The sequence below is a fragment of the Paenibacillus sp. J2L1-98 genome, from assembly GCF_056269405.1.
The window spans coordinates 100938-124671 of the sequence record NZ_JBWDNW010000010.1 but is presented as its reverse complement, the minus strand read 5'-3'; the positions used below and the strand labels follow the sequence as shown (position 1 = coordinate 124671).

The following is a 23734-nucleotide window of genomic DNA, read 5'->3' as shown; positions in this document are numbered from 1 at the left end:
GCACTATATGATGAAGCCCGTATGAGTACGATGCGGGCTTTTTTTTGTTTCCTGCAAAAATATTTTTTGTGATATAATACTAAATACCTACAAAATGGAGATGATTTTGACGATGAATAGGAATGTGAGCCTTTACGAAGCGTTAGGTGGAGCTGGGACTTTAAGGCTAATTGTTGAATCCTTCTATCCAAAGGTACAGGCTCATCCGTTACTCGGGCCCTTGTTCCCGCTGGACATTGATCCTGTCATAGAGAAGCAATATTTATTTTTGACCCAGTTTTTTGGAGGTCCCTCGCTATATTCCGATAAGTATGGACATCCGATGATGCGGGCAAGGCATTTACCTTTTGAAATAACTCCCGAGCGTGCGGAAGCGTGGCTGGACTGCATGCGCAGAGCACTGCAAGAGGTTGGTATAGATGAAACGCTGCAAATGATCGTTATAGACAGACTATCCGGACCTGCACACCACTTTGTGAACACATCTGAAGAGGAGACGTGATCCTAATGGAACCACTCTACCAATCTAAAATCGAATGCATCTGCTGTGAATTTACGTTTATGACCTCGCGGGTTAGACCTAGCTTCAAAAGGGCGGCTAGAACGGACACTGACTTTTGCGGTTATTATAAAACGGAAGTAAACCCTGACTTTTATGTTGTCCGGGTTTGCCCAAATTGCGGCTTTGCCTCGACTGAGAATGGCATGGAGCGGTTAAACGATCAACAAAGAAAGCAATACCACGAAAAAATAGGCGTTCGCTGGCAAAATCAGGATTACGGCGGTGAGCGCAGCGCTAAACAAGCGATGGCGAGCTACAAGCTAGCGCTTCTCTCCGCGCAAGCGATAGGCGAGAAAGACCGCGTGATTGCAGGGATTTTGCATCATATTGCCTGGTTATTCCGTTATGAAGAGAATCAAATAGATGAAAAACGGTTTCTGCGGTTTGCCCTACAGGCATACATACGGGTTTACGAGGTGGAGGGAGTTGCGCTTAACAACGCCAAGCTGATGTATCTGATCGGGGAGCTGAATCGTCGAATCGGTGAATGGAACGATGCGGTAAGGTGGTTCTCCCGCGTCGTAAATGACAAGAAAATCGTCGATGCCGCAATGATTCGCGCCAGCCGCGAGCAGTGGCAGCTTATCCGCGAGGAAACGGAAGCCAGATCGGTAAACGCATCCGGCGACTCATCTCAGGGCGACAGCGCGGTTTTGTCCGAGCAAACGATTTCTACATCCGCTTAGTGGATTTTTTTCCGAAGAACGCGGTCGGTCAGCAAGTAATCCCGGTCTGCGTCAACAATAGTCACTTTGTTCCGGCAGCACGGGAAGACGAGCAATCGTTTCATGCCCTGCTGAATGTCCTGAATTTCTGTAGGCTTTACGGGGAGCAGCACGTTGTCTGCAAGGCAAAAGGGACAGCTTGATACATAGAGATCGCCCATAATAATGTCATAAGGCCATGCTTTTTCGAACGGAATCATGATTTCTCTTCGCTCTCGGGTGCTGCTGGCGAATCGGTCTTAGCAAGCTCTGCCAGCTTCTGCAGCAGTATGTGACGCGGCATATGCATTAAGTGCTCTAACGGTATGCCAAGCTGCTCGGACAGTTTAACCGCCGTATCGGCTGAAATTTGCAGTGGTTTAGACATGGTGAAGTTCCTCCAATCTGGATATAATTAAGTTATACACCGCCGGGAAGGTTTGCGCAAATAAAAACGCGGCCGCTTCCCGGCTTTTTTTATGGAGGAGAGGATGGAAGCAGATGAATAAGGGATATCCGCAAAGCTGGGATTTAGACGTTTTTTATGAGGGAGGCTCTGATTCGGCTGCTTTCCTGCAAGAGCTGAAAGGGATTGACGAGGATATTGCGAAGCTGGATGCCGCGCTTTCAGAGGAAGCAGGCAGTCCCGCTTCAGCAATCGTGACCATGACGGAGCTGCTTCAAAGCGTCTTACTTAGACTGCGCCAATCGGAGTCGTTCGTCTCCTGTTTATTGGCTCAGAACGTCAAGGACACCACGGCTAACGCGCGTGGCGACCGCGTGAAAACGTTAGCTGCAAAGTTTCTTGGCGTACTTACCCGCTTCGATAACAGACTGCGCGGACTTGATGACCGCGAGTGGCCGAAGCTGCTTGAGCATGAGAAGCTTGCCGAGGTCGCTTTTAATTTGACCGAACGCCGGGAGCTCGCGAAGCAGAAGATGGCTCCGGAGCTGGAGGCGCTCGCAGGAGATTTGGCAGTCGACGGTTACCACGGCTGGGGCGATTATTATAACGTGATCGTATCAAGAGCGAAATTTACCGATACCGGCAAAGACGGCGAGAAGAACATTTTATCCGCTGGTCAAATGCATAATCGTCTATCCGACGGGGACCGCGGGGTTCGCCAGGCTGCATTCGCAGAATGGGAGCGGGAGTGGTCTGCGCAAGCCGATTTATGCGCTGAGACGCTTAACCGGATTTCCGGATTCCGTTTGAAGCTTTACCAGAGGCGCGGATGGTCATCTGTGCTTCAGGAGCCGCTGCAAATAAACCGCATGAGCGAAGCGACGCTAAATGCGATGTGGTCTGCCATACAAGAAAGCAAGCAGGTGCTTGTCCGTTATCTTGAGCGCAAAGCGAAGCTGCTGGGCGTCGATAAGCTTGACTGGCATGATGTCGAAGCGCCGATCGGCTCCGCGACGAAAATGATTCCTTACGACGAAGCGGCTGCTTTTATTTTAGAGCAGTTCCGAAATTTCAGCCCCGAGCTGGCCGACTTCGCAGAACTGGCCTTCCGTGAAGGCTGGATCGAGGCTGAGGATCGTCCCGGCAAGCGCCCCGGCGGCTTCTGCACCGCTTTTCCGAAGAGCGGCCAAACCCGTATTTTCATGACCTATTCGGGTACCGCCTCGAACATCTCGACGCTGGCCCATGAGCTTGGCCACGCCTATCATCAGCATGTCATGAACGATTTGCCTGCCTTATCGCAAGAGTATGCGATGAATGTGGCGGAGACGGCTTCTACGTTTGCCGAGCTGATCGTATCTGACCGCGCTATGAAGGCTGCAGTGGATCCCGAGGAGAAGCTTGGTCTGCTTGAGGACAAAATCCAGCGGTCCGTAGCTTTCTTTATGAATATACATGCCCGGTTCTTATTCGAAACCCGCTTCTATGCGCGCCGCAGCGAAGGTCTGGTGTCAGTCGAAGAGCTTAATGCTTTAATGGAGGAAGCGCAGCGGGAAGCTTATTGCGATATGCTCGGCGAGGTTCACCCTCATTTCTGGGCTTCGAAGCTGCACTTCTACTTAACAGACGTGCCTTTCTACAACTTCCCATATACGTTCGGTTATTTGTTCAGTGCTGGAATTTATGCTAAAGCGTTGAAGGAAGGGGCGGATTTCAAAAACCAATATGTCGCCTTGCTTCGCGATACCGGCCGAATGAGCGTTGAGGAGCTTGCTAAGGCGCATCTCGGCGTAAATGTGGAGGAGAAAGATTTTTGGCAGGACGCGGTTGCGCTGACTGCGGTTGATGTTGAGCAGTTTATCGACATGACAAATCCATAATATTTGCAGAGCCCATGCTTACTTTTTGCTCGTACTTAACGTAATCAACACTTGAATAAGCAAAGCCATTTGCCGTATGGTATTCTGGCTTTGCTTATTTGTCTTGTTTGGAGAAAATCGTGTTGAACTTGTGAAGTGTAAGAAATGCTGCCGGCTATGCTGGAATCAAGTCTGTGACAGGTAATAAGCATACTCTATAGGGAGCTTATAGACGGAATCAATTTCGCTGCACCGTTTCCCTTCCATCATACGAAATATAGCTTTTTGGGGTTTACCGTTCACTTCAATCAACCATATCGCTCCTTCCCCATCGATGGCTATGTCAAGGCCAATCTCACCTAATAAGCCTATCCTTTTGTCTAACAGCTGAGCGATCCTGATACTTAATCGGCGGATCTTCCGGAGCTGGGACTTTATGTCCGAGGGGTTTCGAAACAAGACTTTGAGTACTTCATCCATCTCATAGACTTCCTCAGCGCGACTTGTTATATAAAAGTGAGAGGGAGCTATCCGGCTTATTCCTTTTGTAAGGTTCCAACAACCCGTCATATCTTTTTGCATAAGTATTCTAAAATCAGCAATCTTTCCTTCTACTCTCGCAAAGTGAATCATTCGCTGAATGAGGAATTTCTTGCCGGCAATAAGCTGATCCATTTCTTGGAAGAAGCCATCCTCGTTACCGGAAGTGTATATGGGTGTGAACGTATCTTCGTAAATCTTGAATAGGTGATCCTCTGTCTTTTCTACTATATAAACCTTTTTTCCCTTATTCCCGTAGCACGGCTTAACAATTAATTGCGGCTCTACTTGGAGTAAATCTCGCAGCCGATCAGGAAGATAGAGCGACGTCTCCGGTATATAGGATTGAAGATTGCTTTTTTTTAGCTCCTGATATACCCGCCATTTGTTTATGTGGGTTACACGATTGAAGCATTTGTTTGGCCCAAGGCAGGCTTCCAAACGCTGTATCTTTTTTGTTTTTCTTCGATAACAACGGTTATAGACAGCATCGGGAAAGCGGAAAGTTCTTTCTTTCCATTGCTCATTTTTCAAGCATAAGCCTTGAATCTTACTTGTCTCCCAGTGAACGTCTTGGGGAGTAAAGGTAAAGAGGCGGACTGGAAGACTCCCTTTAAAGCGATCATATTTTTTCAGAACCGGTTTGAGATCTTCGCTGGTCGATACCATGATTCCTATCAAAGCTTTCTTCTTCAAATGTCTAATCACCCGCATTAGCAGACTTTTTATCAGTTTACGTAGACGAGACGCTAATGGTGTGGATATATCTTCATATATCCGATAATAGGGTAATTGCCAAGTGTCGTTTGACCACACGGTATAAGTAGGACTGAATATATTGATATTGGTCAATCAGACTTTAAAAATAATTAAGAGAGGTGTATGGAATGGGAATTCTCCGTGCAAGGATACTCGCCTATGTAACCAATCAATTAGGGAATTCGGTTTCTGTCATAGATACGAGAACTAATGTGGAAATTGCTCGAATAGCTGTTGGAATTACACCAATAGGCTTAGCGCTTACTCCTAACCAGAGAAGATTGTATGTAGGAAACTCGGGTGATGGTACGATTTCCATCATTGACACCGTAACGAACAGAGTAATCCCTCCACTTATTAACTTTGGCGCCACGCCATCAGGTATGGCCATTACACCGGATGGTACACGTTTGTATGTGACCAATTCGAATCCGACAGTTAACGCAGTATACGTATTTGATGTAAACACCAATATGCAGATCCAGCTGCCTATTCCGGTTGGTCTTAGACCTACGAGTATTTTCATTTCGCCTGACGGTACTAGGGGTTATGTCGCAAATACGGGTGATAATACAGTATCAGTACTCAATTTAACGAATAATAGTGTAATCGCCACTATTCCGGTCGGTACTGCTCCTGCAGTAGCGGTGGTAAATCCGAAACTTCCACGTATATATGTAACGAATACGGGAGACGCTAATCTATCGGTTATCAGCACGGCCACAAATATGGTAATCCCCCCGCCTATCCCGGTAGGGAATGTCCCGATTGCCGCTTTTTTCACATCTAATGGAGCCAGAGCCTATGTAACGAACTCACAGGATAACAATCTATCATTCATTAATACAGCGACGAACTCGGAAATTTTACCTCGAATTCAAGTGGGTCTAGGTCCGTTTACTCTTGCATTCACTCCGGATGGCAAACGGGCTTACGTTACTAACTCGGGAGAGAATACGGTATCGATCGTTAACACAGTAACGAATAAGGAACTGCCTGGACGTATTCCGGTTGGAGAAATACCAGCTGTTATTATTATTGCAAGAGTCCCGAATAGATAAGCAAACAAGCGGGTTTCTTAGACAGCCGCTTAAAAAGGCTTTTCTAAAAAATGGTTTGACAGTCTTTTAGAAGGTTGATATTATACAAACATGTTAATTCATATTAATCACCTAGGAATAATGTATTTATCACATCGACCGGACAGCCGGAGACAAGAGCAAGCCCCTTGTCTCCGGCTATTTTTTTGAGCGAATTTCTCGTAGTAAAAATGATTGGAGGAGATAGGGGAATGAGTGCACCAAAAAAGCAGGTTCATTTGAATGTGTTTTTCCGGGCTGCAGGCCATCACGCAGCAGCTTGGCGGCATCCGAAGACGACGCCGGAGCTAAGCTTTGACTTTAATTATTATAAGAAATTGGCGCAAACCGCTGAGCGAGGATTGTTGGATTCATTATTTATGGCGGATGGTTATGTTGGCACAGGGCGGCGCTTGGAGCCGTTCACGCTGCTATCCGCACTGTCGGCGGTCACGAATCATATCGGCTTAATCGGTACGGTAGGAACTACCTACAATGAGCCATTCCACGTAGCCAGAAAGTTCGCTTCGCTCGATCATATTAGCGGAGGACGCTCGGGCTGGAATATCGTAACGGGACATACGGACGCGACGGCGTACAATTTCGGCAAGGAATCGCATCTGGAGCATTCGGAGCGATACAAATGGGCGGAGGAGTTTGTGGAGGTTACGAAGCAGCTATGGGACAGCTGGGAGCAAGAGGCGCTTGTATTCGATAAGCAGGCCGGCGTTCAATTTGATGAGGGAAAACTGCATGAAATCAATTATCGCGGCGAGGTCTATTCCGTAAAAGGACCCTTAAATATTCCGAGACCCCCGCAAGGATATCCTGTGCTGGTGCAGGCCGGATCGTCCGAAAGCGGCCGCGAATTAGCGGCAAGGACGGCGGAGGTGATTTTTACCGCGCAGCCGACTTTCGAGGAAGGAAAATTATTTTATGCGGATGTGAAATCCAGGCTGACGAAGTATGGAAGAAAGCCGGAGCAATTGTTAATTCTACCGGGCTTCAGTCCGATAATCGGTGACACGGCAGCGGAGGCGCAGGAGCTTGAAGACGAGTTGAATTCCTTTCATGATGCGAACGAAGCGGTCGCACGGCTGTCTGAACGCTTCGGCGTAGATCTGACGGGATATCCGCTTGACGGGCCGATTCCGCCGATCATTGATCCGAAAGGAATTGATTCGGTTAACGGCAGCAAGAGCCGTCATCAGCTTATTCTCGACATGCTGCGAAGCGACACTGCCCTAACGCTCCGCCAAGTGATCAATCGGCTGGCCAGCGCGCGCGGTCACCTGACATTTACGGGGACACCGGTTCAAGTGGCCGATGTCATCGAGAAGTGGATTAGTAACGATGCTGCTGACGGGTTCAATCTCATGCCGCCAATCTATCCGGATGGACTTGAGAGTTTTGTGGATAAGGTCGTGCCCGAACTGCAAAACCGCGGTATATTCCGTACTGCATACGAAGGTGCTTCGCTCCGTGAAAATCTTGGGCTTGCTTATCCCTCCAACCCGTTCCAGGCCAGCCTCGCTTCCTCGCAGTAGCATCTGAATGATGAGGCATCGGGGGAAGCGGCGGAGACAGAAGATAAAAAGGGATGCCGGATGGGAATTAAGCGTTTCTGCGCGTCTCTCTAGGATGGGTAGGTGAGCAGCATTGCAGTTAAATCAAATTATAGCCATCGCGTTTGGGTTTCAGTTAATGATGAATATTACACGGCCGCTTGTGACGCTCTATGCGGCGGGTCTAGGGGCCGGCGCCATTGAAATCGGGATGATAACGGCGACCTACGCGTTATTCCCGCTCATTTTTGCCATCCACATTGGTAAAGCGGCGGATGCGACAGGTGACCGCCTTCCCGTACTGATGGGCCTTACTGGCATGATCAGCGGCGTTTTACTCCCGTTTTTAATGCCATCGCTATGGTCCTTGTACGTATCTCAAGCGTTGATCGGCGTATCGCATATATTCGTCAGCATATCGCTGCAAAATTTAATCGGGAATATGTCGACAGCAGAAAATCGCGATCATCATTTTGGCTTGTTTAGTATGGCAGTAGCTCTCTCAGGCATTATTGGTCCATTGACGGGAGGGCTGTTGGCCGATTATCGTTCCTATGCGTTCGCCTTCGCGGCCGCTTCGGTCGCCGGCATCGTCCCAATGGGCCTAGCCTTACTTATTCCAAGCCTAAAGCGGACGAAACAGCCTCAAGAGGAGGACGGCGGCGGATCGGCCTTAGATCTGCTGCGAATTCCGCTGTTGCGTAAAGCGCTCGCTTCAAGCGCGTTAGTGCTGTATTCCCGCGATGTCTACGTAGCCTATTTCCCGTTGTTCGCTAGCGCCTGGGGCATGTCGGCATCGACAATCGGTTTAATTATCGGCGTACAGGGTTTAACGATGGTTCTGGTTCGGGTCTTTTTGTCGCGGTTAACGGGACGCTTTGGCCGCGATCTCATTCTTTGGGCATCTATTGTACTGGCAGGCGTATCCTTTCTGCTCGTTCCGCTGACGACGAATACGCTCTTATGCGCTTTGTTTAGCGCTTTAATGGGGGCTGGTCTAGGCTGCGGCCAGCCTCTTTCCATGACTACGACGTACAATTCATCGCCCAAAAATCGGACCGGCGAAGTTCTCGGGCTGCGAATGGCGTCCAATCGCCTGTCGCAAATGATTGCCCCGTTGTTTTTCGGATTGATAGGTGCATGGACAGGAATCATTGCAATTTTCTATGTGAGCGGGGCGTTTCTGATAGGCGGAGCCTTCCTAACCGCCGACTCGCCGGGAAAAGCGCGGAGAGATCAAACGAACGATTTATAACGAAATGAAATCGACCGGACAGCCGGAGGCGAGCGATCAAGCTTGTCTCCTTTTTGTTAGCAACAAAAAAATGACCACTTGGAGGAATGGATATGAGTAAACCAGAGCGTAAGCTTCACCTTAATGCTTTTATTTCCGGAACAGGCCATCATGAGGCAGCTTGGCGTTATCAAGGCAGCACGCCTGAGCTTGGTTTAGATATTCGCCACTATCAAAAAATCGCTCAAATTGCGGAACGCGGCTTGCTCGATTCCATATTTGTAGCAGACGGCTATTCGGGCCGCTCATCGGGCAAGCTTGAGCCCTTCACACAGCTTGCCGCGCTCGCTACCGTAACCGAGCATATAGGCTTGATCGCTACGGTCGGCACTACCTATTACGAGCCTTTCCACGTTGCGCGCAAGTTCGCTTCGCTTGATCATATTAGCGGCGGCCGCGCAGGCTGGAACATCGTCACGACAGGGACGGAGTCGACGGCCTTTAACTTTGGGCTGGATGCGCATCCTGAGCATTCGCTCAGGTATGATTTTGCCGATGAATTTGTTGAAGTGACCAAGCAGCTGTGGGACAGCTGGGAGGATGACGCTATCAAATATGACAAAGAAAACGGCATACAGGTCGATGACAGCAAGGTGCACGAGATCAACTTTAAGGGTGAATATTACTCGGTTAGAGGTCCCCTTAACATACCACGGCCTCCGCAAGGGTACCCGGTGCTGGTGCAGGCCGGCTCCTCTGAGACAGGCAAGGAGCTTGCTGCGAGAACAGCAGAGGTAGTATTTACCGCGCAGCAGACGCTTGAAGAGGCTCAGGCTTTCTACAGCGATGTGAAATCCAGACTGGCCAAATACGGTCGCACGCCGGATCAGCTGCATATTCTTCCGGGCCTTAGCCCGATTATAGCGGATACGGAGGCGGAAGCGCGGGAAATCGATGAAGAGCTGAACTCTCTGGCGAATATCGAGTCGGGAGTCCAAAGATTGTCAGGACGCGTAGGGATTGATCTTTCCGGTTATCCGCTCGACGGTCCGCTGCCGATCGATGATCTGCCTGGCATAGATGCGATCAACGGACGCAAAGGCCGCTATCAGCTTGTCGTCGATCTTGCGGTTCGTGAAAACCTGACGATTCGCCAAATCGTCCGTCGTCTGGCAGGCGCTCGTGGGCATGTGACCTTCACAGGAACGCCGGTACAACTGGCCGATGTAATCGAACGCTGGTTCAGAAACGGCGGTGCCGATGGTTTCAATATTATGCCGCAGCTTTATCCTAGCGGCTTGGAAGCATTCGTCGACAAGGTCGTGCCGGAGCTGCAAAATCGCGGCCTATTCCGCAAAGCCTACGAAGGAAAGACGCTTCGCGAAAATTTAGGACTGGCGCGTCCCGCCAATATCCGCCATCAATCTGTACTAAAGGCAGATGTTTAAGATGGAAGGGATATGGGGACATCAATCGTTTAAGCTGGGGCTCCTTCTTCTTGCATTCTTTATGCTGGCTGCTTGCGCGCAAGCTGCGGGTAAGAGGGAATCTTCAGCTGTAACGAATGCTGCTCCCGAGCCGGTAAAGCTGCTGTTATACGTTTCGGGACCGACGCTTACCGGTACCGAGTTCAAGACGTTGATTGCAGAACCGGTCAACAAGAAATATCCGCATATCACGATCGAGCGGATTGAGGCGCTGGAAGGGGTGTCTCTTCAGGAGGTATTTACAACAAAGCCTGCTCCCGACTTAACTTTGATCATCAATCCGCAGCAGCTTATTCGCTTAAATGTCGTAGAGGATTTGCGTCCGTGGATCGAGAAGTACAAGTTTGACGAGAGCCGCTTGAAGCCGGTGCTCTATGATCATATTAAAGAGTTCGGTGAGAATGGAGAAATTGTATCGCTGCCGTTTAATTCTAATCAGGCTATTTTGTATTATAATAAGGATATATTTGATAAATTTGGAGTGGATTACCCTCCTAATGAGAAGCAGCTCACGCTGGAGGAAGTGCTGGCATTAGGCTCGAAACTGACCAGAACCGATGACGGCGTCAATTACATAGGCTACGACACCGGCGGGCCTACAGCGCTTATGAGAGACTTGGCGCTGCCTATTCTCGACGCCGAGACCGGAGAGCCGCTGCTCACGAAAAGGGAGGAATGGATGAAGCTGTTCTATTTTGCCCAGCAGTCATACAAGGTTCCCGGCTATATCGGACCGAATAACGAGTATTCGTACGGCCGTGACGCATTTATCAAGGAAGGTAAGCTGGCGTTAAGGGTGGCGAATTTGGCCAATATGGTCGGTCCGCTTGAAGAGCTGAGACAAAAGGGACAGGAGATGAATTGGGACATTGCGCCTACGCCTAATTTTGACGGGTACATCGGAAAGGCGCGCGAGGCTCAGGTGCATTCATTTGTGATATCCAATAATAGCAAGCATAAGGAAGAGGCTTTTTTAGCGATTACCCATATTTTATCCGATGAGGTGCAGCAAATTTTAGCCCGTAATGCGCGTGTGCCTGCAATCATTAATCCGGAGCTGGAAAAGGAGTTCGGTGCTGATGTCCCGGTTTTAAAAGGGAAGCACATCGAGAACGTATTTATCGGCGAGCAGCAAAAAACGCATAAGATTCATAAGTACGAGGATCAGGTGACGAAGTTCGTATCCGAAGCCGCGGAGCAGGTAGCTTTAAATGGCGTAGATGTCAACACGGCGCTTCGCAAGGCGGAGGAAGCGATCAGCCGCGAGATCGAAACGCTGCGCGCAACGGAATAGGGAGCGGCAATTGCTAGACTAGAGAATCTTAACGAAACACATTGGCATTGTAACGACCCTCAAAGAGGCCGAAAAACGGCCGCTTTGAGGGTGATTGCCGTTTTCGGAGGGAATCCTCTTATTTTGAAATTATATTCGCAATATTATTGAGAGGCGGAGTGCAATTGACAGAACTGGCCATCAATCAAGAGAGTGTGATCGGTTTTATCGGGACTGGCATTATGGGTGCGAGTATGGCGGGACATTTGCTTAGCGGCGGTTATAAAGTAAATGTTTATAATCGAACGAAGTCGAGAACGGATTCTTTGGTGTTGAAAGGGGCCGTCTGGCATGAGTCGCCAAAGTCGGTAGCGGAGCATTCTGATGTTATCATTACGATGCTCGGTTATCCTGCTGATGTGGAAGAGGTGTACTTTGGCGATTCAGGCCTTTTGGAGCATGCACGTTCTAATAGCGTACTGGTTGATATGACGACGTCCAGTCCATCCCTTGCTAAACGTATTGGGCTGGAGGCTGGAAACAGAGGGCTTGCGGCGCTCGATGCTCCCGTTTCCGGAGGAGATATAGGCGCTAGGGAAGCCAGATTATCGATCATGGCCGGCGGCTCGGAGGAAGCCTTTGAAGCGGTTCTGCCGCTGTTCAAACTAATAGGCAAAAACATCGTGCACCAAGGCGCTGCCGGCTCCGGTCAATTTACCAAAATGTGCAATCAAATTGCGATTGCATCCAATATGATTGGCGTGAGTGAAGCTCTCGCGTACGCGAAGCGGGCGGGCCTGGAACCAAGCAAGGTGCTGAAGAGCATCGAAGCCGGTGCGGCGGGCAGCTGGTCTCTGTCGAATCTGGGTCCGCGCATCATTAGCGGAGATTTTACGCCGGGGTTCTATGTAAAGCATTTCATGAAGGATATTAAAATTGCGATTGAATCGGCCGATGAATTGGGACTGCCATTGCCTGGCTTATTGCTGGCACGCTCCTTGTACGAGCAGGTTATTGCGCTTGGTGATGAAAACAGCGGCACTCAAGCCTTGTATAAAGTCATATTCCCAGAGTGAAATTACTATTTATTTTGAACAAAGCATGAGTGTGATGTATTATTTTTTGAATAGTGGTATTATATCAATTATTATGACTCATATACAGATTGGAGGAGAGTACGATTCAGTTATCCACTCGGCAATTGGAGCTTCTTGAACTCGTGAAGAGGCATGCGCCGATTACCGGTGAACAGCTTGCAGAATATCTTAGTGTCAGCAGGCCTACGCTGCGTTCGGATTTATCGCTTCTCGTTATGCTTGGTTTGCTTGATGCAAAGCCAAAGGTCGGTTATTTCCTTGGCAATACCTATCGGTCGAGCAGTGAGCCTATGCAGCAATTCAAAAGTATGAAGGTGAGAGAAGTACAGGGGGTTCCCGTCAATGTGCCGGATTCTTTGTCCGTGCATGATGCGGTCATTACGTTGTTTACCGAGAATGCCGACACCCTTCTTGTCGTAAATGAGCAGAAGCGGTTCGTTGGTATCGTAACCCCTAAAGATTTGCTCAAAATAACACTTGGCAACGCTGGCGCTATATCTATTCCCGTCAGTATGGTGATGACCCGTTATCCGAATATTGTGACGCTGATGCCCGATGATTCCGTTATGGATGCGATTCGTAAAATGTCGCTCCATCAAATTGATTGTCTGCCGGTCATTGTTCCCCGCGAGGAACAGGCTGCTGATCCGGAAGTTACCGGCTGGGTATCGAAGTCGAACATTATACGTCTGATGGCGGACATCGCGATGGATGGGGAATTGGGGGAGCCAGAGTTATGACAGAGCAAATCATATATGTATGCTCCGATGCTGTCGGCGAAACGGCGGAAGCGGTGGCAAAGGCAACTTTACGTCAATTTTCATCCGAACACGTGAAAATAAAGCGCTACGGGCATATCAAGTCCGAGGATGAGATTTTGCGTATCGTTGCCGAAGCCGTCAGCACTGGAGGCTTTATCAGTTACACGCTTGTTCAGCCGGAGCTTAGGGAGCTAATGAAGGAAGAGGCACTCAGATCCGGCGTTCGGGCAGTAGATGTCATGGGACCGATGATGCAGGCTTATGTTGATACGTTCGGCAGCTTTCCGAAGCGGGAGCCGGGGCTGCTGCACTCTATTGACGATGAGTACCATCGCCGGATGGATGCGATTGAATTTGCGGTGAGATATGATGACGGCAAGGATGCGCGGGGCTTCATGCAGGCGCAGGTCGTGTTAATTGGAGTATCGCGGACGTCGAAGACGCCGCTTAGCATATTTTTGTCCCATAAAGGAATTAAGACGGCTAACCTGCCGCTCATGCCCGAGGTCAATCCGCCCGAGGAATTAAAGCCTGCGCCTGGACGTCTGATCATTGGACTCACGATGCAAGCAGAGCATCTGCTTGAAATTCGCTCTGAACGGCTGAAGACGCTGGGGCTGCCTGCCACAGCGCAATATGCGACAACTGAACGGATTCAAGAAGAGCTTAAATATGCGGAATCCGTTATGAAATCATTGAATTGTCCTGTTATTGATGTCACAAATCGCGCAATTGAAGAGACTGCCGGCATTATTACTGAATGGCTTAACAAATAAATGGCTATACCGTTAGAGAGAAGGGGGATTCTAATGGATAGAACATTTGTTATGGTTAAGCCGGATGGGTATGCACGCGGTTTGGTAGGCCGCATTGTCAGCCGTTTTGAAGAGAAGGGCTTTAAGCTTGTAGATGCGAAGGTCATGCAATTAACGAGAGAGCATGCCGAGCACCATTATGAGCATTTGCGCTCAAAGGTGTTTTTTGACGAGCTGGTCGATTTTATTGTTTCGGGGCCAATATTCGCCATGATATGGGAAGGTAAGGACGCCGTCAAAAACGCGAGAGCGCTTATTGGTGCGACGAATCCGTCTGAAGCGCTTGCAGGGACGATCCGCGGTGATTTTGCGCTCGACGTTGCGAGCAATATCATCCATGGATCAGACTCTATTGAAAGCGCGGAGCAGGAAATTAAACTATTTTTCCATTAGAAAAAGGGGAATTGGCCGGATATGAAATTTTTCTTGGATACAGCAAACGTAGAGGAAATTAAACGGATTGCTAAGCTTGGACTCGTCGACGGGGTTACGACTAACCCTTCGCTCGTCGCGAAAGAAGGACGGGATTTTAAAGAAGTTATCCAAGAAATTTGCAGTATCGTAAACGGTCCTGTCAGCGCTGAGGTTATCGGCACGAAAGCCGATGATATGCTGAAGGAAGCTTTTGAAATAGCAGAGTGGGCTCCGAACGTTGTTATTAAGCTGCCGCTGACGGAGGACGGGCTGTACGCGACGCATGCGCTTTCGGAGAAAGGCATCCAAACGAATGTGACGCTCGTGTTCTCCGCAGCGCAAGGGCTGATGGCAGCGAAAGCAGGCGCAACCTTTATTAGTCCATTCGTCGGAAGACTGGACGATATCGGCGTAGAAGGCTTGAAGCTGGTTCGAGATCTGAATGCCATCATTCGTAACTATGGATATTCCACTGAAATTATTGTTGCCAGCATACGTCATATCGGCCATCTGGAGCAAGCGGCAATCGCCGGGGCGCATATCGCGACAATTCCAGGTTCGCTGCTGCCTTCGCTTTGGAAGCACCCGCTTACCGATATCGGTATCGAGAAGTTTTTAAGCGACTGGGGCAACAAAAATAAATTCCTTGGTTGACGGATGGAATAAGAATATGGTAAATTTTATACAAAGTTAACGATCAAACACGGAAGCACCGTATAAGGACGCAGCTATCTGCGCCTTCTACGGTGCTTTTTTTGTGTTTTATTAGCTGAAAGGAGGGGGATTAAGCTGAACAAATATCAGCTGGCAGTAGCGGTGAAGGAGCAGGAATATTCGAAGCGCTTAGCCGATTATATTCGAGACAGCAAGTTTGGCGAGCAGTGGCAGGTGATTGCCTTCACACATGCGGATGCGTGCAAGAGGTATGTGAAGCAGGGCTACAAAATTGACTTATTAGCCGCACAACCCGAGCTGCTGAAGGAGATGAAAGCGGAACTGCCGAGCATGCCTACTGCTGCGCTTGTCTTGAAGCTGGGAGATAGTAAAGAGGAGCAAGAGCTGCATCAATATCAGCCGCTTCCGCTGCTGCTTCAGCGCTTAACGGAGATTCATGCCAGAGCCGCCGCCCATCCTGTCCAAACGGCTGGAGCTTTGGAGACGGTGCCCGGGATAAAGGTTATTTCGGTTTACTCGGCATCGGGCGGAACCGGAAAAACCGCCTTGGCGCTGCATTTGGCGCAAGCCGCGGGCACGTATCGTTACCGGACGTTCTATTTGAACCTTGAGCGGTGGAACACATCGGAAGTGTGGCTTAAACCGCAGCGTAATGGAGACAGCAGCGACGGGGAAGCGCAAGGCGAAGGATTATCTGAGCTGTTGTATGGTCTTAAAGCACAGCCGGAGCAATCGGTGACGTGGCTGATGGAGCATCGGAAGCGGGACGCACTGCTCCAGGGTGATTATTTGGCAGCCTGCACGAATTTGGAGGACCGGATGACGCTAAGCGGGGAAGAAGCGGTTGGTTTAGTGGACGTCATTGCCCGGAGCGGGCAATACGATCTTATCGTCATCGATTTGGATAGCGGGCTGGAAGAGCTGCATACCGCTATTTTCGAACAGTCGAATCAGGTGCTTTGGATGCTTAATGACGATACTTCAGTGAGAAATAAGCAAAGGATGGCTCTTCGCTACGGGGAACAGAAGTGGGGAGAGAGATTTAAACGTTTGTTTTCTAAATTCGTATTCGTAGCTAATTGTGCAGCACAAGCTGAACGCGTCTCATTAAGCGGGATGAACGGTTTGGCCAATGCCCAGGTTCTGCTGCCAGAGGTTCCGGAATGGCGCGGTCCGGGCCAAGCAAAGCTGCTGTCATCGCCTTCATACAGGGCGGCGGCAGATAAGCTGTTCAAGCATCTTTGCCTTGAAGGAGGGAGTTTGGTTGTTAAGCGATAAGACGGTGCTGGAACTGCGCAACAAGGTGCGGGCGAAAATAGATTTTAGCGGCGCGCTGTCAGATGACAGCCTTATGAGAATCGTTGAAGAGATCGTATTCGAATGGTGCGAGCGCCATCCCCTTACGGCAAACGAGAAGGTGAAGCTTGTACGCAGGCTGTTCCATTCGTTTAGAGGTCTGGATATTTTGCAGCCGCTTATGGAGGATGCTTCCGTCAGTGAAATCATGATTAACCATCATGCGGAAATTTTCGTTGAACGAAGAGGGCGAATGACGCTGCTTCCGGTTGCATTCGAAAGCAGAGAGCGGCTGGAAGATTTAATTCAGACGGTCGTAGCAAGCGTGAACCGTGTCGTTAATGAGTCTTCTCCAATTGTCGACGCCCGTCTGAAGGATTTCGAGGGTACATGTCGTGCTGCCGCCAGTAGCGCTGAAAGGACCTTGCATGACGATACGAAAGTTTCCTGAGCAGCCGCTGACGATGGAGCAGCTTGTGTCAATCGGCTCGCTTTCTGTGGAAGCCGCATCCTTCCTGAAAGGGATGATCGGGGCGAAATATAACATTTTCATAAGCGGCGGCACGGGAACGGGCAAAACGACCTTTCTAAATGCATTGTCGCAATTTATCGGAGCGGACGAGCGAATCGTAACGATTGAAGACTCGGCGGAGCTGCAAATTCGCACGATTCCGAATTTAGTTTCGATGGAGACGCGAAATGCCAATACGGAGGGCAAAGGAGAGATTACGATCCGTGACCTCATCCGGGCATCGCTGAGGATGCGTCCTAATCGGATCATAGTCGGCGAGGTGCGCGGCGGAGAAGCTCTTGACATGCTGCAAGCGCTCAACACTGGACATCAGGGAAGCATGTCAACAGGGCATTCCAATGGGGCAAAGGATATGCTGGCTCGCCTTGAGACGATGGTGCTTAGCGCGGCGGAATTGCCCGTACAGGTTATCCGTCAGCAAATTGCGTCTGCTATCGATCTCGTTATTCATCTGTCGAGATTCCGGGACCGATCGCGGAAAGTAACGGAAATATGCGAGGTCGTCGGCATGGAAGCGGGTGAAGTGCAGCTTAATCCGCTTTTCCTCTTTGAGGAGGAGGGGGAACGGAACGGACATATAGTCGGCGGCCTTAAGCGAACAGCGAATCCGCTTGTACGGATGGACAAGCTGAAGATGGCCGGGAAAAGCATAAACGGAGGAATGGCGATATGACAACCAGCTCTAGCGCAGTTAGTAAATTGGATCGTCCTGATCGACTGAAAGGCGGACGAATGCAGAAAGCGCTTGATTGGTGCGGCTGGGAGAGCGAAGCTGCTATGGCAAATATTCGAGCGGGCCGGTTATTAACGAATTATGGGCAATACCATCTAAGCCGAAAACAGTTTATCGCCGCAGCTATAGCGGGAGCATTGCTTATTTATGGAGCCGTCTATCTATTCTATCATTCGGCTATCCTTTCATTCTTGGCGGCGGCTCTTGGCATTATCGCACCTAGATATAGGCGGAAATCGCTGCTGGCGCAGCGTAAGGAACGTTTGAAGCTGCAGTTTAAGGAAGCTTTATTCTCGCTGACGTCCTCGCTTGCAGCCGGACGCTCCCTCGAAAACGCATTTTTGTCCACGCTTGATGATTTGAGGCTGCTTTATCCGGATCCGCGGACTGAGCTTTTGCTGGAATTCCAAATTGTACGCTTCCGGTTGGATAACGCCGAGCCGCTTGAGTACGCCCTTCGCAACTTCGCCGATCGTGCGGATATCGATGAAATCACCCAGTTCGTCGATGCTTTATCAGCTTGCAAGCGCTCGGGCGGCGATCTGCTGGAGGTCATGAAACGAACCTCGGTCATTATCGGAGAAAAGCTGGAAACCGAGCAGGAAATTGCCGTCATGATCGCTCAGAAAAGATTCGAGGGACGGATTATGATGGCGGTGCCTTTCGTTTTTCTTGCTTTTCTAAGCTTGGCTGCCCCCGATTATATGGCTCCTCTCTATGGAGGGATCGGTTATTTATTGTTGACGGCTGCGCTTCTTCTCTTGCTCTTCTGCTTCTGGTTGATGGCGAAAATGATGAGCATCCGGATGTAGGAGAAGGGAGGGCGGATCATGGCTGCAGCGATTGCCGCTGTTACTCTAACGGCACTATGGCTTTATTCAGCTGGAGGAGGAGCACTTTATTCGATTTGGCTTCGGCTGCCGGGCAGAAAACGGCACGGTGATCAAGCGAGGCAGCAGCTTAGGCAGCTTTGCTTAATAAATCCGTTTATGCGTGTGCTTGAGCGGCTTCATCTGTTCGATTCCCTTCAGCTGCCTATGAGCAGCTATCATATGAGGCTGCTCCTATTGATGGACAGCGACTGGTCTATAGAGCGGTCAAAGGCAGAGGCTGCTGTCGCTTTCGGCGCCGGGTATGCAGCCTTAACGGGCTGCGCCTGGCTGAGCCTGTTCGGGCAGGAGCCGGTTCTGCTTGCGATGGGTGTCGTATTTGGCACGGTGCTTACGATAAGACCATTCGCGGAAGCGGCACGGCGTGTAGAGCAGCGCAAGCGGCAAATGATTACAGAGCTTCCGGATATGCTGAGCAAGCTGATGCTGCTCGTTGGCGCCGGGGAGACGGTACAGAAAGCATTGGCAAGATGTCTGGAAGGGAAGGATCCAAAACAGCATCCGCTCTATAAGGAGTGGAGCGATGCGGTGTCATCGCTTCGCAATGGTCAATCCTTCAGCTCAGCGATGGAGAGGTTTAACAGGAGGTGCGCCGTGCAGGAGGTATCGGTTTTTACGACTGTGCTGCTGCTGAATTATAGCCGCGGAGGGGAGCATTTCGTACTCGCATTACGAGAGCTCTCCTACACCCTATGGGAGAAGCGCAAGGCAATCGCCAGATCGCGTGGAGAGGAAGCGTCATCCAAGCTCGTATTTCCCCTTGTCGGTATTTTGCTGGTGCTTATGGTTCTAGTAGCTGCCCCGGCAGTTCTGCTCATGTCTTAACCAAAAACAGAGAGGAAGATGGAAAGATGAAAAAGCTAGGTCAAGCTATTCGGTCATTTTGGGCAGAGGAAGATGGTTTGGGAACACTGGAAATTATTTTGATTATTGCGGTCGTTATTATTATTGCATTGCTGTTTAAGGATTGGATTATTGAGCTGATTGAACGGCTGATGGGCAAAGCGGACGACGAGGCGGACAAAATTTTCAGTTAGCGGGTGAGGCTTATGAGCACGCTTAGGATGAGAGCGGGGCTGCTGCGATGGCTGAAGAAGGAGCAGGGCAGCTTTACGCTGGAGTCGACGATCGTATTTCCAATGCTGATGGTCCTCATTTTGCTATTTATCCTGTTCGGGATGTATATGTATCAGAAGGCGGTACTGTACTATACCGCATCGGCCACCGCTGAACGTGCCGCATTCGGCTGGGACAATAGCTTCCGCGAAGCGCGGAGCGGCATGCTTATCGCGCCCGAGTATGACGGCTTGTACTGGCGGATTGGCGAGGACAAGCTGCTCAGCAGCTTGTTTGGAATAGGAGGAGAGAAGACAGCTGCGGCTGTCGCGCTCCCTCTGGCAAGTACGGATGAAACGGGTAAGGATGATTTATCCGGACGCAAAATGGAGCAATCGGTTCAATGGCTGGGCCAAGCTGGCTTGAAATATGAAGGTCAAATCAGCTATTCGGGCGGTGTCCTCAAAAGAGAGATCGAAGTAAAGCTGAAGGCGCCTTTATCGGTTCGTTTTGCTTTGAACAGCTGGTTGCGAAGAGAGCCTAAGACGGTATCGGCTGCTGCTGTTGTTGACCCCGTCGAATTTATACGCAGCGTGGATCTTATGCGATATTATTCAATGAAGTTTGCCAATCGGACAGGCGGAGCAGGGCAATCGAGGTCTCAAGCTGGGCAGGCTCTGGCTCCTTACAAAGGCGCAGCAGAAGTGCAGCAGCCTTAAAGAGGGACTGATCCTTCGAGACTGATTGGACAAGATGGAGGTGCATGGCAGCTGTGACTGTGAAGAAAGGCGCGGGAGCTATACATAAATGCCGCTGCAGCAGGCTGATGTTTCGGGAGGACGGGGCAGTTACGGTATTTTCGGTTATCGTTTTATCGTCGCTGCTGCTGTTTTTCTCTTTGCTCATAGATTATGCCCGGATTGCGGCTGTGCATAAGCTTACTGAGGATGCTGTCCGCTCCAGCGTCCGGTCCGTGCTCTCTGCCTATGATTCTACCCTGTATGAGAGATACGGGCTGTTCGGCCGCGGCGGAACTGAGGGGCAGAAGCTTTTCTCGGAAGTGATGGCAGCTAATGCAGAAGGAACTGCCGGATCGGATAAACAAGGCTTGAAGCTGGTTCGTTCCAAGCTTGAGACTTCTACGCTGCATGCAGCTTCGTTTCTGGGCGATCATAAGGTGTTTGCGAGACAGGTGCTGGAGGAGATGAAGTATAAAGCTCCTGTTGATTTTACGCTGGAGCTTGCTGCGAGGTTTGCGCCGATGGCAGGGGCGATGAAAGAAGCTTCCGTTACGGTCAGCCTGCTGGAGAGCATGAGGAAGCTATACGAGAAACGGGAAGGCCATTTGGCTAAAGTGCTTCAGCTGCAGGAGCAGGCGGCCTTGGCGGTAAGCGGAAGCGGAATTCATGGGATGATTCCGGTTCGGCCGGATGCGGTAACGATCGCTGGCGATACCGCCCTTACCATCGTAGGAGAATACAGCGCATATGCAGCACAGGTTATGCATGATCAATCGCTGCAAGCCGGAGAGGAAGCGGTTTATGCAGAAGAGATTGCAGCTTACGAGAAAAAAGTTCGAGCATTCGCGCTGGAGCTGCGAAAGGTAAGCGGCGAAATGCTGAAGCGGCATGTGAAGCTGCATGCAGATGCCATCACAGAGCTGGAAGCGGCAAGATTATTGAATGAGGATATGCAGAGGCTTGTTCAACAAGCGAATCAGCTGCCCGATCACGCAGCTTATGATGCTGTGTCCAGACGAAGCGTAACGGGAGCTGAGCAGTATCAGGTGCCCTCTAGCGCTGCTTCCGATATTGAGCAGGTGAAGGAAGCGGCAAATGAGCTTGTAAAGCCGGATGCATGGTTTAGTGAGTATAGGCAGGAGCTGGAGGCGCAAGGTACGGCTGCAGCAGCGATAGATATGGAAGCGGGTGGCTTCCAAACCAATAGCCTGGCTTCCTTGGCGAAGCCAATCAATAGTATAGCCGCAGATACATGGCTTGAGGGAATTACTAGCTTGCGGCTTGCCTACGGTGGCTATGAAGAGAAATACATTCGGCCCGCCAGCGTTATGATCAGCCGAAAGCAGGCACAAGAGCAAGGCAGTGTAAAGGCGCAGCTGGAGCAGCAGGAGAAGCAAGCCGGAGCGCTGTGGAAGCAGGCGAGGGGCTTGCTTCACGGGTTGACTTCTATCCCGCAGACAGAAGAGCATATGCAGGTTTTCGAGCAGGTCAAGAAGCGTTATAACGATAACCTGTTGTTCAATCAACAGTTAGCCGAAACAGATGCTGCAGCGGAACTTGGGCAAGCAAGCGATGCGCATGAGGCAGCAGAGCAGTCCATTGCAACTATGGATGGTATGTTTGCGGGTATGGCCGGGATGCTGGAACAGACTAGAGATTCGCTTTATTTTGGCGAATATGTGGTTCACCGCTATGTCTCCTTTGCTCCTCAGCATCTGCGGTCTTTGATGACGGAAGGGAATTTATCAGAGCTATCGCATGCCGTCTCTTTTAATAATCAGGAAGCGGAGTATGTGATTTATGGATTTCACAATCCGGTAGGAAACATAGCCGCTGCTTATGGGGAGCTGTTCGCGGCACGCCTGGCTGTGAGGACGATGGAGGGGTTAATTGAAAGCAAATCGCTTGGCCATCCATTGCTTATTTTGTCAGCGGCACTGATTTACGGATTAGAGAAGACGATTGAGGATATGCTTGCTTTCACCGAGCGAGGATCAGCCCCCTTATCCAAATATGTGAAGGCAGAGCTTTCGTACACGGACTATTTACGGCTTTTATTGCTTATGCATGGTGCAGGTGACGGGACTAGACTGTCCCGCATGATTGCGGTCATCGAGCAAAATAGCGGAACGGTGCTTTCGGCCGTTCCCAGCGGAGTAACGGGAGAGGCCGGCGTCTCTGTCGAGCTATGGTTTATTCCCGGCTTAATGCGAACATTAGGCCGGTTCGGACTTTTGGATGGAAAGGTTGTCGGCAACCGTTATGAGACGACACAAACGATTGGCTGGTCCTATTAAATGCGGGCGCTCTAGAAATGAGCAAGGCTCGATAGTCGTAGAAGCCGCGTTAGTGATGCCAATGGTTATTATTGTACTGTTAGTGTTTGTCATGCTTATTCGTCTATGCGCCGTACAGATGGCGTTGCATTCAGCTGCCTCCCAGACGGTAAGGCAAATTGCAGCGAACATCCATCCTGTAGAACTGGCATGGCAGCAGGCAGCAGCCATTAATCCAGTGCCGGCGCAGGCGCTCATCCCTTTGTCTGCTTGGAGCGGGATTGCGGCTGAAGCTTCGGAATGGCTGCCGTCGCCGGCAGGTGAATTAGTGTCGTCTGCGCTTCGAGGCGATTTCGGGCCGCTTCAAAATATGGCTGCAACGGAAACAGGACGCACTGTCGTCGAGCCATTAATGAGAGAATTCGCCGACGCAGCGATTATTGAGCCGGCGAGGTTAAGGCTGGCAAGGTTAACGCTGCCTGATTTGGAGAAGGCGAATGAGCCTTATTTGTCAATCGAGGTGGAATATGATTTCCCGTTGAAACTGCCCTTTTACGGCAAGCCGATCGTGCTGAAAGAGCAGGCCTCTGAGCGGGTTTGGATAAGCGACGCATCCCCTGCCAGGTATGGAGCGGAAAGCGGCAATCAAGAGAGCGTTCCTATACAAATCGTAGCTATAGAGCCGAAGCCTCTTAGGCCAGGCCGGAAGGCGACCGTTACCGTGAAAACAGCGCCGGGGGCTGCTCTATCCTTGGGTGTTATGTACAAAAGCGGGTCAAGTAAAGCGAAGCATCTGGGAGAAGCTGCTGCGGATGCCAATGGCTACGTAAAGTGGACATGGCATGTATCCGGAAATACGACTCCCGGTGTTTGGGAGCTTTCAGCCTCTGAGGTGAACAAGCAGGACAATCAAGTATCGATGCATTTTTTAGTCGAGAAAAGCAGCGGCAGCAATTAACCGGATCGTCAAGCTGCAGCAGA

At 50.3% G+C, this 23734-nt stretch carries 23 protein-coding genes and 1 pseudogene; 21 read left to right on the top strand and 3 right to left on the bottom strand.

Annotated elements, in window-relative coordinates; all coding sequences use genetic code 11:
- Positions 1-112: 112 nt before the first annotated feature.
- Together AC0YNZ_RS18790 and AC0YNZ_RS18785 are read left to right on the top strand one after the other, a co-directional pair.
- Entirely contained in the window at positions 113-502 is a 390-nt protein-coding gene (locus tag AC0YNZ_RS18790) for a globin domain-containing protein (protein ID WP_475828061.1), read from the top strand.
- A 5-nt stretch (positions 503-507) separates the two neighbouring features.
- On the top strand, positions 508-1248 hold the full coding sequence (locus tag AC0YNZ_RS18785; RefSeq protein ID WP_475828060.1) for a DUF2225 domain-containing protein: 741 nt from the start codon (positions 508-510) through the stop codon (positions 1246-1248).
- Here the strand turns inward: AC0YNZ_RS18785 and AC0YNZ_RS18780 are convergent.
- Both AC0YNZ_RS18780 and AC0YNZ_RS18775 read right to left on the bottom strand, forming a co-directional pair.
- Positions 1245-1487 (bottom strand): hypothetical protein, encoded by a 243-nt coding sequence (locus tag AC0YNZ_RS18780; protein WP_475828059.1) that lies wholly within the window; start codon positions 1485-1487, stop codon positions 1245-1247. The two genes, AC0YNZ_RS18785 and AC0YNZ_RS18780, sit on opposite strands and share 4 nt — an antisense overlap.
- On the bottom strand, positions 1484-1654 hold the full coding sequence (locus tag AC0YNZ_RS18775) for a YycC family protein (protein WP_475828058.1): 171 nt from the start codon (positions 1652-1654) through the stop codon (positions 1484-1486). The genes AC0YNZ_RS18780 and AC0YNZ_RS18775 overlap by 4 nt, the downstream gene beginning before the upstream one ends.
- Positions 1655-1767: 113 nt before the next feature.
- Here AC0YNZ_RS18775 and AC0YNZ_RS18770 point away from each other — a divergent pair, with 113 nt between their 5' ends.
- Positions 1768-3552 (top strand): M3 family oligoendopeptidase, encoded by a 1785-nt coding sequence (locus tag AC0YNZ_RS18770; RefSeq protein ID WP_475828057.1) that lies wholly within the window; start codon positions 1768-1770, stop codon positions 3550-3552.
- Between the two features lie 165 nt (positions 3553-3717).
- Here AC0YNZ_RS18770 and AC0YNZ_RS18765 read toward each other — a convergent pair whose 3' ends face one another.
- On the bottom strand, positions 3718-4767 hold the full coding sequence (locus AC0YNZ_RS18765) for a YheC/YheD family endospore coat-associated protein (protein ID WP_475828056.1): 1050 nt from the start codon (positions 4765-4767) through the stop codon (positions 3718-3720).
- A gap of 191 nt (positions 4768-4958) precedes the next feature.
- Here AC0YNZ_RS18765 and AC0YNZ_RS18760 point away from each other — a divergent pair, with 191 nt between their 5' ends.
- From AC0YNZ_RS18760 to AC0YNZ_RS18675, 18 genes and pseudogenes are all read left to right on the top strand, one after another.
- Complete coding sequence (locus tag AC0YNZ_RS18760) at positions 4959-5891, top strand: beta-propeller fold lactonase family protein (protein WP_475828055.1); 933 nt, start codon at positions 4959-4961, stop codon at positions 5889-5891.
- A gap of 230 nt (positions 5892-6121) precedes the next feature.
- Positions 6122-7456, top strand: a complete 1335-nt coding sequence (locus AC0YNZ_RS18755) for an LLM class flavin-dependent oxidoreductase (protein ID WP_475828054.1) — start codon at positions 6122-6124, stop codon at positions 7454-7456.
- 112 nt (positions 7457-7568) lie between these two features.
- Positions 7569-8729 (top strand): MFS transporter, encoded by a 1161-nt coding sequence (locus AC0YNZ_RS18750; RefSeq protein WP_475828053.1) that lies wholly within the window; start codon positions 7569-7571, stop codon positions 8727-8729.
- A gap of 92 nt (positions 8730-8821) precedes the next feature.
- The gene (locus AC0YNZ_RS18745; protein WP_475828052.1) at positions 8822-10156 is read left to right on the top strand and encodes an LLM class flavin-dependent oxidoreductase; all 1335 of its coding nucleotides are present in this window, start codon (positions 8822-8824) and stop codon (positions 10154-10156) included.
- 1 nt (position 10157) lies between these two features.
- Positions 10158-11489 (top strand): ABC transporter substrate-binding protein, encoded by a 1332-nt coding sequence (locus tag AC0YNZ_RS18740; RefSeq protein WP_475828051.1) that lies wholly within the window; start codon positions 10158-10160, stop codon positions 11487-11489.
- 173 nt (positions 11490-11662) lie between these two features.
- The gene (locus AC0YNZ_RS18735; protein ID WP_475828124.1) at positions 11663-12544 is read left to right on the top strand and encodes an NAD(P)-dependent oxidoreductase; all 882 of its coding nucleotides are present in this window, start codon (positions 11663-11665) and stop codon (positions 12542-12544) included.
- Between the two features lie 89 nt (positions 12545-12633).
- On the top strand, positions 12634-13305 hold the full coding sequence (locus AC0YNZ_RS18730; RefSeq protein WP_475828050.1) for a CBS domain-containing protein: 672 nt from the start codon (positions 12634-12636) through the stop codon (positions 13303-13305).
- Complete coding sequence (locus tag AC0YNZ_RS18725; protein WP_475828049.1) at positions 13302-14102, top strand: pyruvate, water dikinase regulatory protein; 801 nt, start codon at positions 13302-13304, stop codon at positions 14100-14102. The genes AC0YNZ_RS18730 and AC0YNZ_RS18725 overlap by 4 nt, the downstream gene beginning before the upstream one ends.
- A gap of 33 nt (positions 14103-14135) precedes the next feature.
- Positions 14136-14534, top strand: coding sequence for a nucleoside-diphosphate kinase (gene ndk / locus AC0YNZ_RS18720; RefSeq protein WP_475828048.1), 399 nt, complete (start codon positions 14136-14138; stop codon positions 14532-14534).
- 21 nt (positions 14535-14555) lie between these two features.
- On the top strand, positions 14556-15209 hold the full coding sequence (gene fsa, locus AC0YNZ_RS18715; protein WP_475828047.1) for a fructose-6-phosphate aldolase: 654 nt from the start codon (positions 14556-14558) through the stop codon (positions 15207-15209).
- 162 nt (positions 15210-15371) lie between these two features.
- Positions 15372-16508, top strand: a complete 1137-nt coding sequence (locus AC0YNZ_RS18710; RefSeq protein WP_475828046.1) for a P-loop NTPase family protein — start codon at positions 15372-15374, stop codon at positions 16506-16508.
- A gap of 73 nt (positions 16509-16581) precedes the next feature.
- A pseudogene (locus tag AC0YNZ_RS18705) lies at positions 16582-17731 on the top strand (CpaF family protein).
- Entirely contained in the window at positions 17728-18603 is an 876-nt protein-coding gene (locus AC0YNZ_RS18700; RefSeq protein WP_475828045.1) for a type II secretion system F family protein, read from the top strand. Before AC0YNZ_RS18705 ends, AC0YNZ_RS18700 begins: the two are co-directional and overlap by 4 nt.
- Before the next feature lie 18 nt (positions 18604-18621).
- The gene (locus tag AC0YNZ_RS18695; protein WP_475828044.1) at positions 18622-19506 is read left to right on the top strand and encodes a type II secretion system F family protein; all 885 of its coding nucleotides are present in this window, start codon (positions 18622-18624) and stop codon (positions 19504-19506) included.
- Positions 19507-19532: 26 nt separating this feature from the next.
- Positions 19533-19718, top strand: coding sequence for a Flp1 family type IVb pilin (locus AC0YNZ_RS18690; protein ID WP_056630584.1), 186 nt, complete (start codon positions 19533-19535; stop codon positions 19716-19718).
- Between the two features lie 12 nt (positions 19719-19730).
- Complete coding sequence (locus AC0YNZ_RS18685) at positions 19731-20456, top strand: TadE/TadG family type IV pilus assembly protein (protein ID WP_475828043.1); 726 nt, start codon at positions 19731-19733, stop codon at positions 20454-20456.
- 44 nt (positions 20457-20500) lie between these two features.
- A complete protein-coding gene (locus tag AC0YNZ_RS18680) occupies positions 20501-22774 on the top strand; it encodes a hypothetical protein (protein ID WP_475828042.1) in 2274 nt (757 codons plus the stop codon).
- Positions 22740-23711, top strand: a complete 972-nt coding sequence (locus AC0YNZ_RS18675) for a TadE/TadG family type IV pilus assembly protein (protein ID WP_475828041.1) — start codon at positions 22740-22742, stop codon at positions 23709-23711. Before AC0YNZ_RS18680 ends, AC0YNZ_RS18675 begins: the two co-directional genes overlap by 35 nt.
- Positions 23712-23734: the final 23 nt, after the last annotated feature.

Bases quoted from the DNA above. Each gene is read 5' to 3' on its own strand.
- AC0YNZ_RS18790 (WP_475828061.1), top strand. From the start codon at position 113: ATGAATAGGAATGTGAGCCTTTACGAAGCGTTAGGTGGAGCTGGGACT.
- AC0YNZ_RS18785 (WP_475828060.1), top strand. From the start codon at position 508: ATGGAACCACTCTACCAATCTAAAATCGAATGCATCTGCTGTGAATTT.
- AC0YNZ_RS18780 (WP_475828059.1), bottom strand. From the start codon at position 1,487: ATGATTCCGTTCGAAAAAGCATGGCCTTATGACATTATTATGGGCGAT.
- AC0YNZ_RS18775 (WP_475828058.1), bottom strand. From the start codon at position 1,654: ATGTCTAAACCACTGCAAATTTCAGCCGATACGGCGGTTAAACTGTCC.
- AC0YNZ_RS18770 (WP_475828057.1), top strand. From the start codon at position 1,768: ATGAATAAGGGATATCCGCAAAGCTGGGATTTAGACGTTTTTTATGAG.
- AC0YNZ_RS18760 (WP_475828055.1), top strand. From the start codon at position 4,959: ATGGGAATTCTCCGTGCAAGGATACTCGCCTATGTAACCAATCAATTA.
- AC0YNZ_RS18755 (WP_475828054.1), top strand. From the start codon at position 6,122: ATGAGTGCACCAAAAAAGCAGGTTCATTTGAATGTGTTTTTCCGGGCT.
- AC0YNZ_RS18745 (WP_475828052.1), top strand. From the start codon at position 8,822: ATGAGTAAACCAGAGCGTAAGCTTCACCTTAATGCTTTTATTTCCGGA.
- AC0YNZ_RS18740 (WP_475828051.1), top strand. From the start codon at position 10,158: ATGGAAGGGATATGGGGACATCAATCGTTTAAGCTGGGGCTCCTTCTT.
- AC0YNZ_RS18725 (WP_475828049.1), top strand. From the start codon at position 13,302: ATGACAGAGCAAATCATATATGTATGCTCCGATGCTGTCGGCGAAACG.
- ndk (WP_475828048.1), top strand. From the start codon at position 14,136: ATGGATAGAACATTTGTTATGGTTAAGCCGGATGGGTATGCACGCGGT.
- fsa (WP_475828047.1), top strand. From the start codon at position 14,556: ATGAAATTTTTCTTGGATACAGCAAACGTAGAGGAAATTAAACGGATT.
- AC0YNZ_RS18700 (WP_475828045.1), top strand. From the start codon at position 17,728: ATGACAACCAGCTCTAGCGCAGTTAGTAAATTGGATCGTCCTGATCGA.
- AC0YNZ_RS18695 (WP_475828044.1), top strand. From the start codon at position 18,622: ATGGCTGCAGCGATTGCCGCTGTTACTCTAACGGCACTATGGCTTTAT.
- AC0YNZ_RS18690 (WP_056630584.1), top strand. From the start codon at position 19,533: ATGAAAAAGCTAGGTCAAGCTATTCGGTCATTTTGGGCAGAGGAAGAT.
- AC0YNZ_RS18685 (WP_475828043.1), top strand. From the start codon at position 19,731: ATGAGCACGCTTAGGATGAGAGCGGGGCTGCTGCGATGGCTGAAGAAG.
- AC0YNZ_RS18680 (WP_475828042.1), top strand. From the start codon at position 20,501: ATGGCAGCTGTGACTGTGAAGAAAGGCGCGGGAGCTATACATAAATGC.
- AC0YNZ_RS18675 (WP_475828041.1), top strand. From the start codon at position 22,740: ATGAGACGACACAAACGATTGGCTGGTCCTATTAAATGCGGGCGCTCT.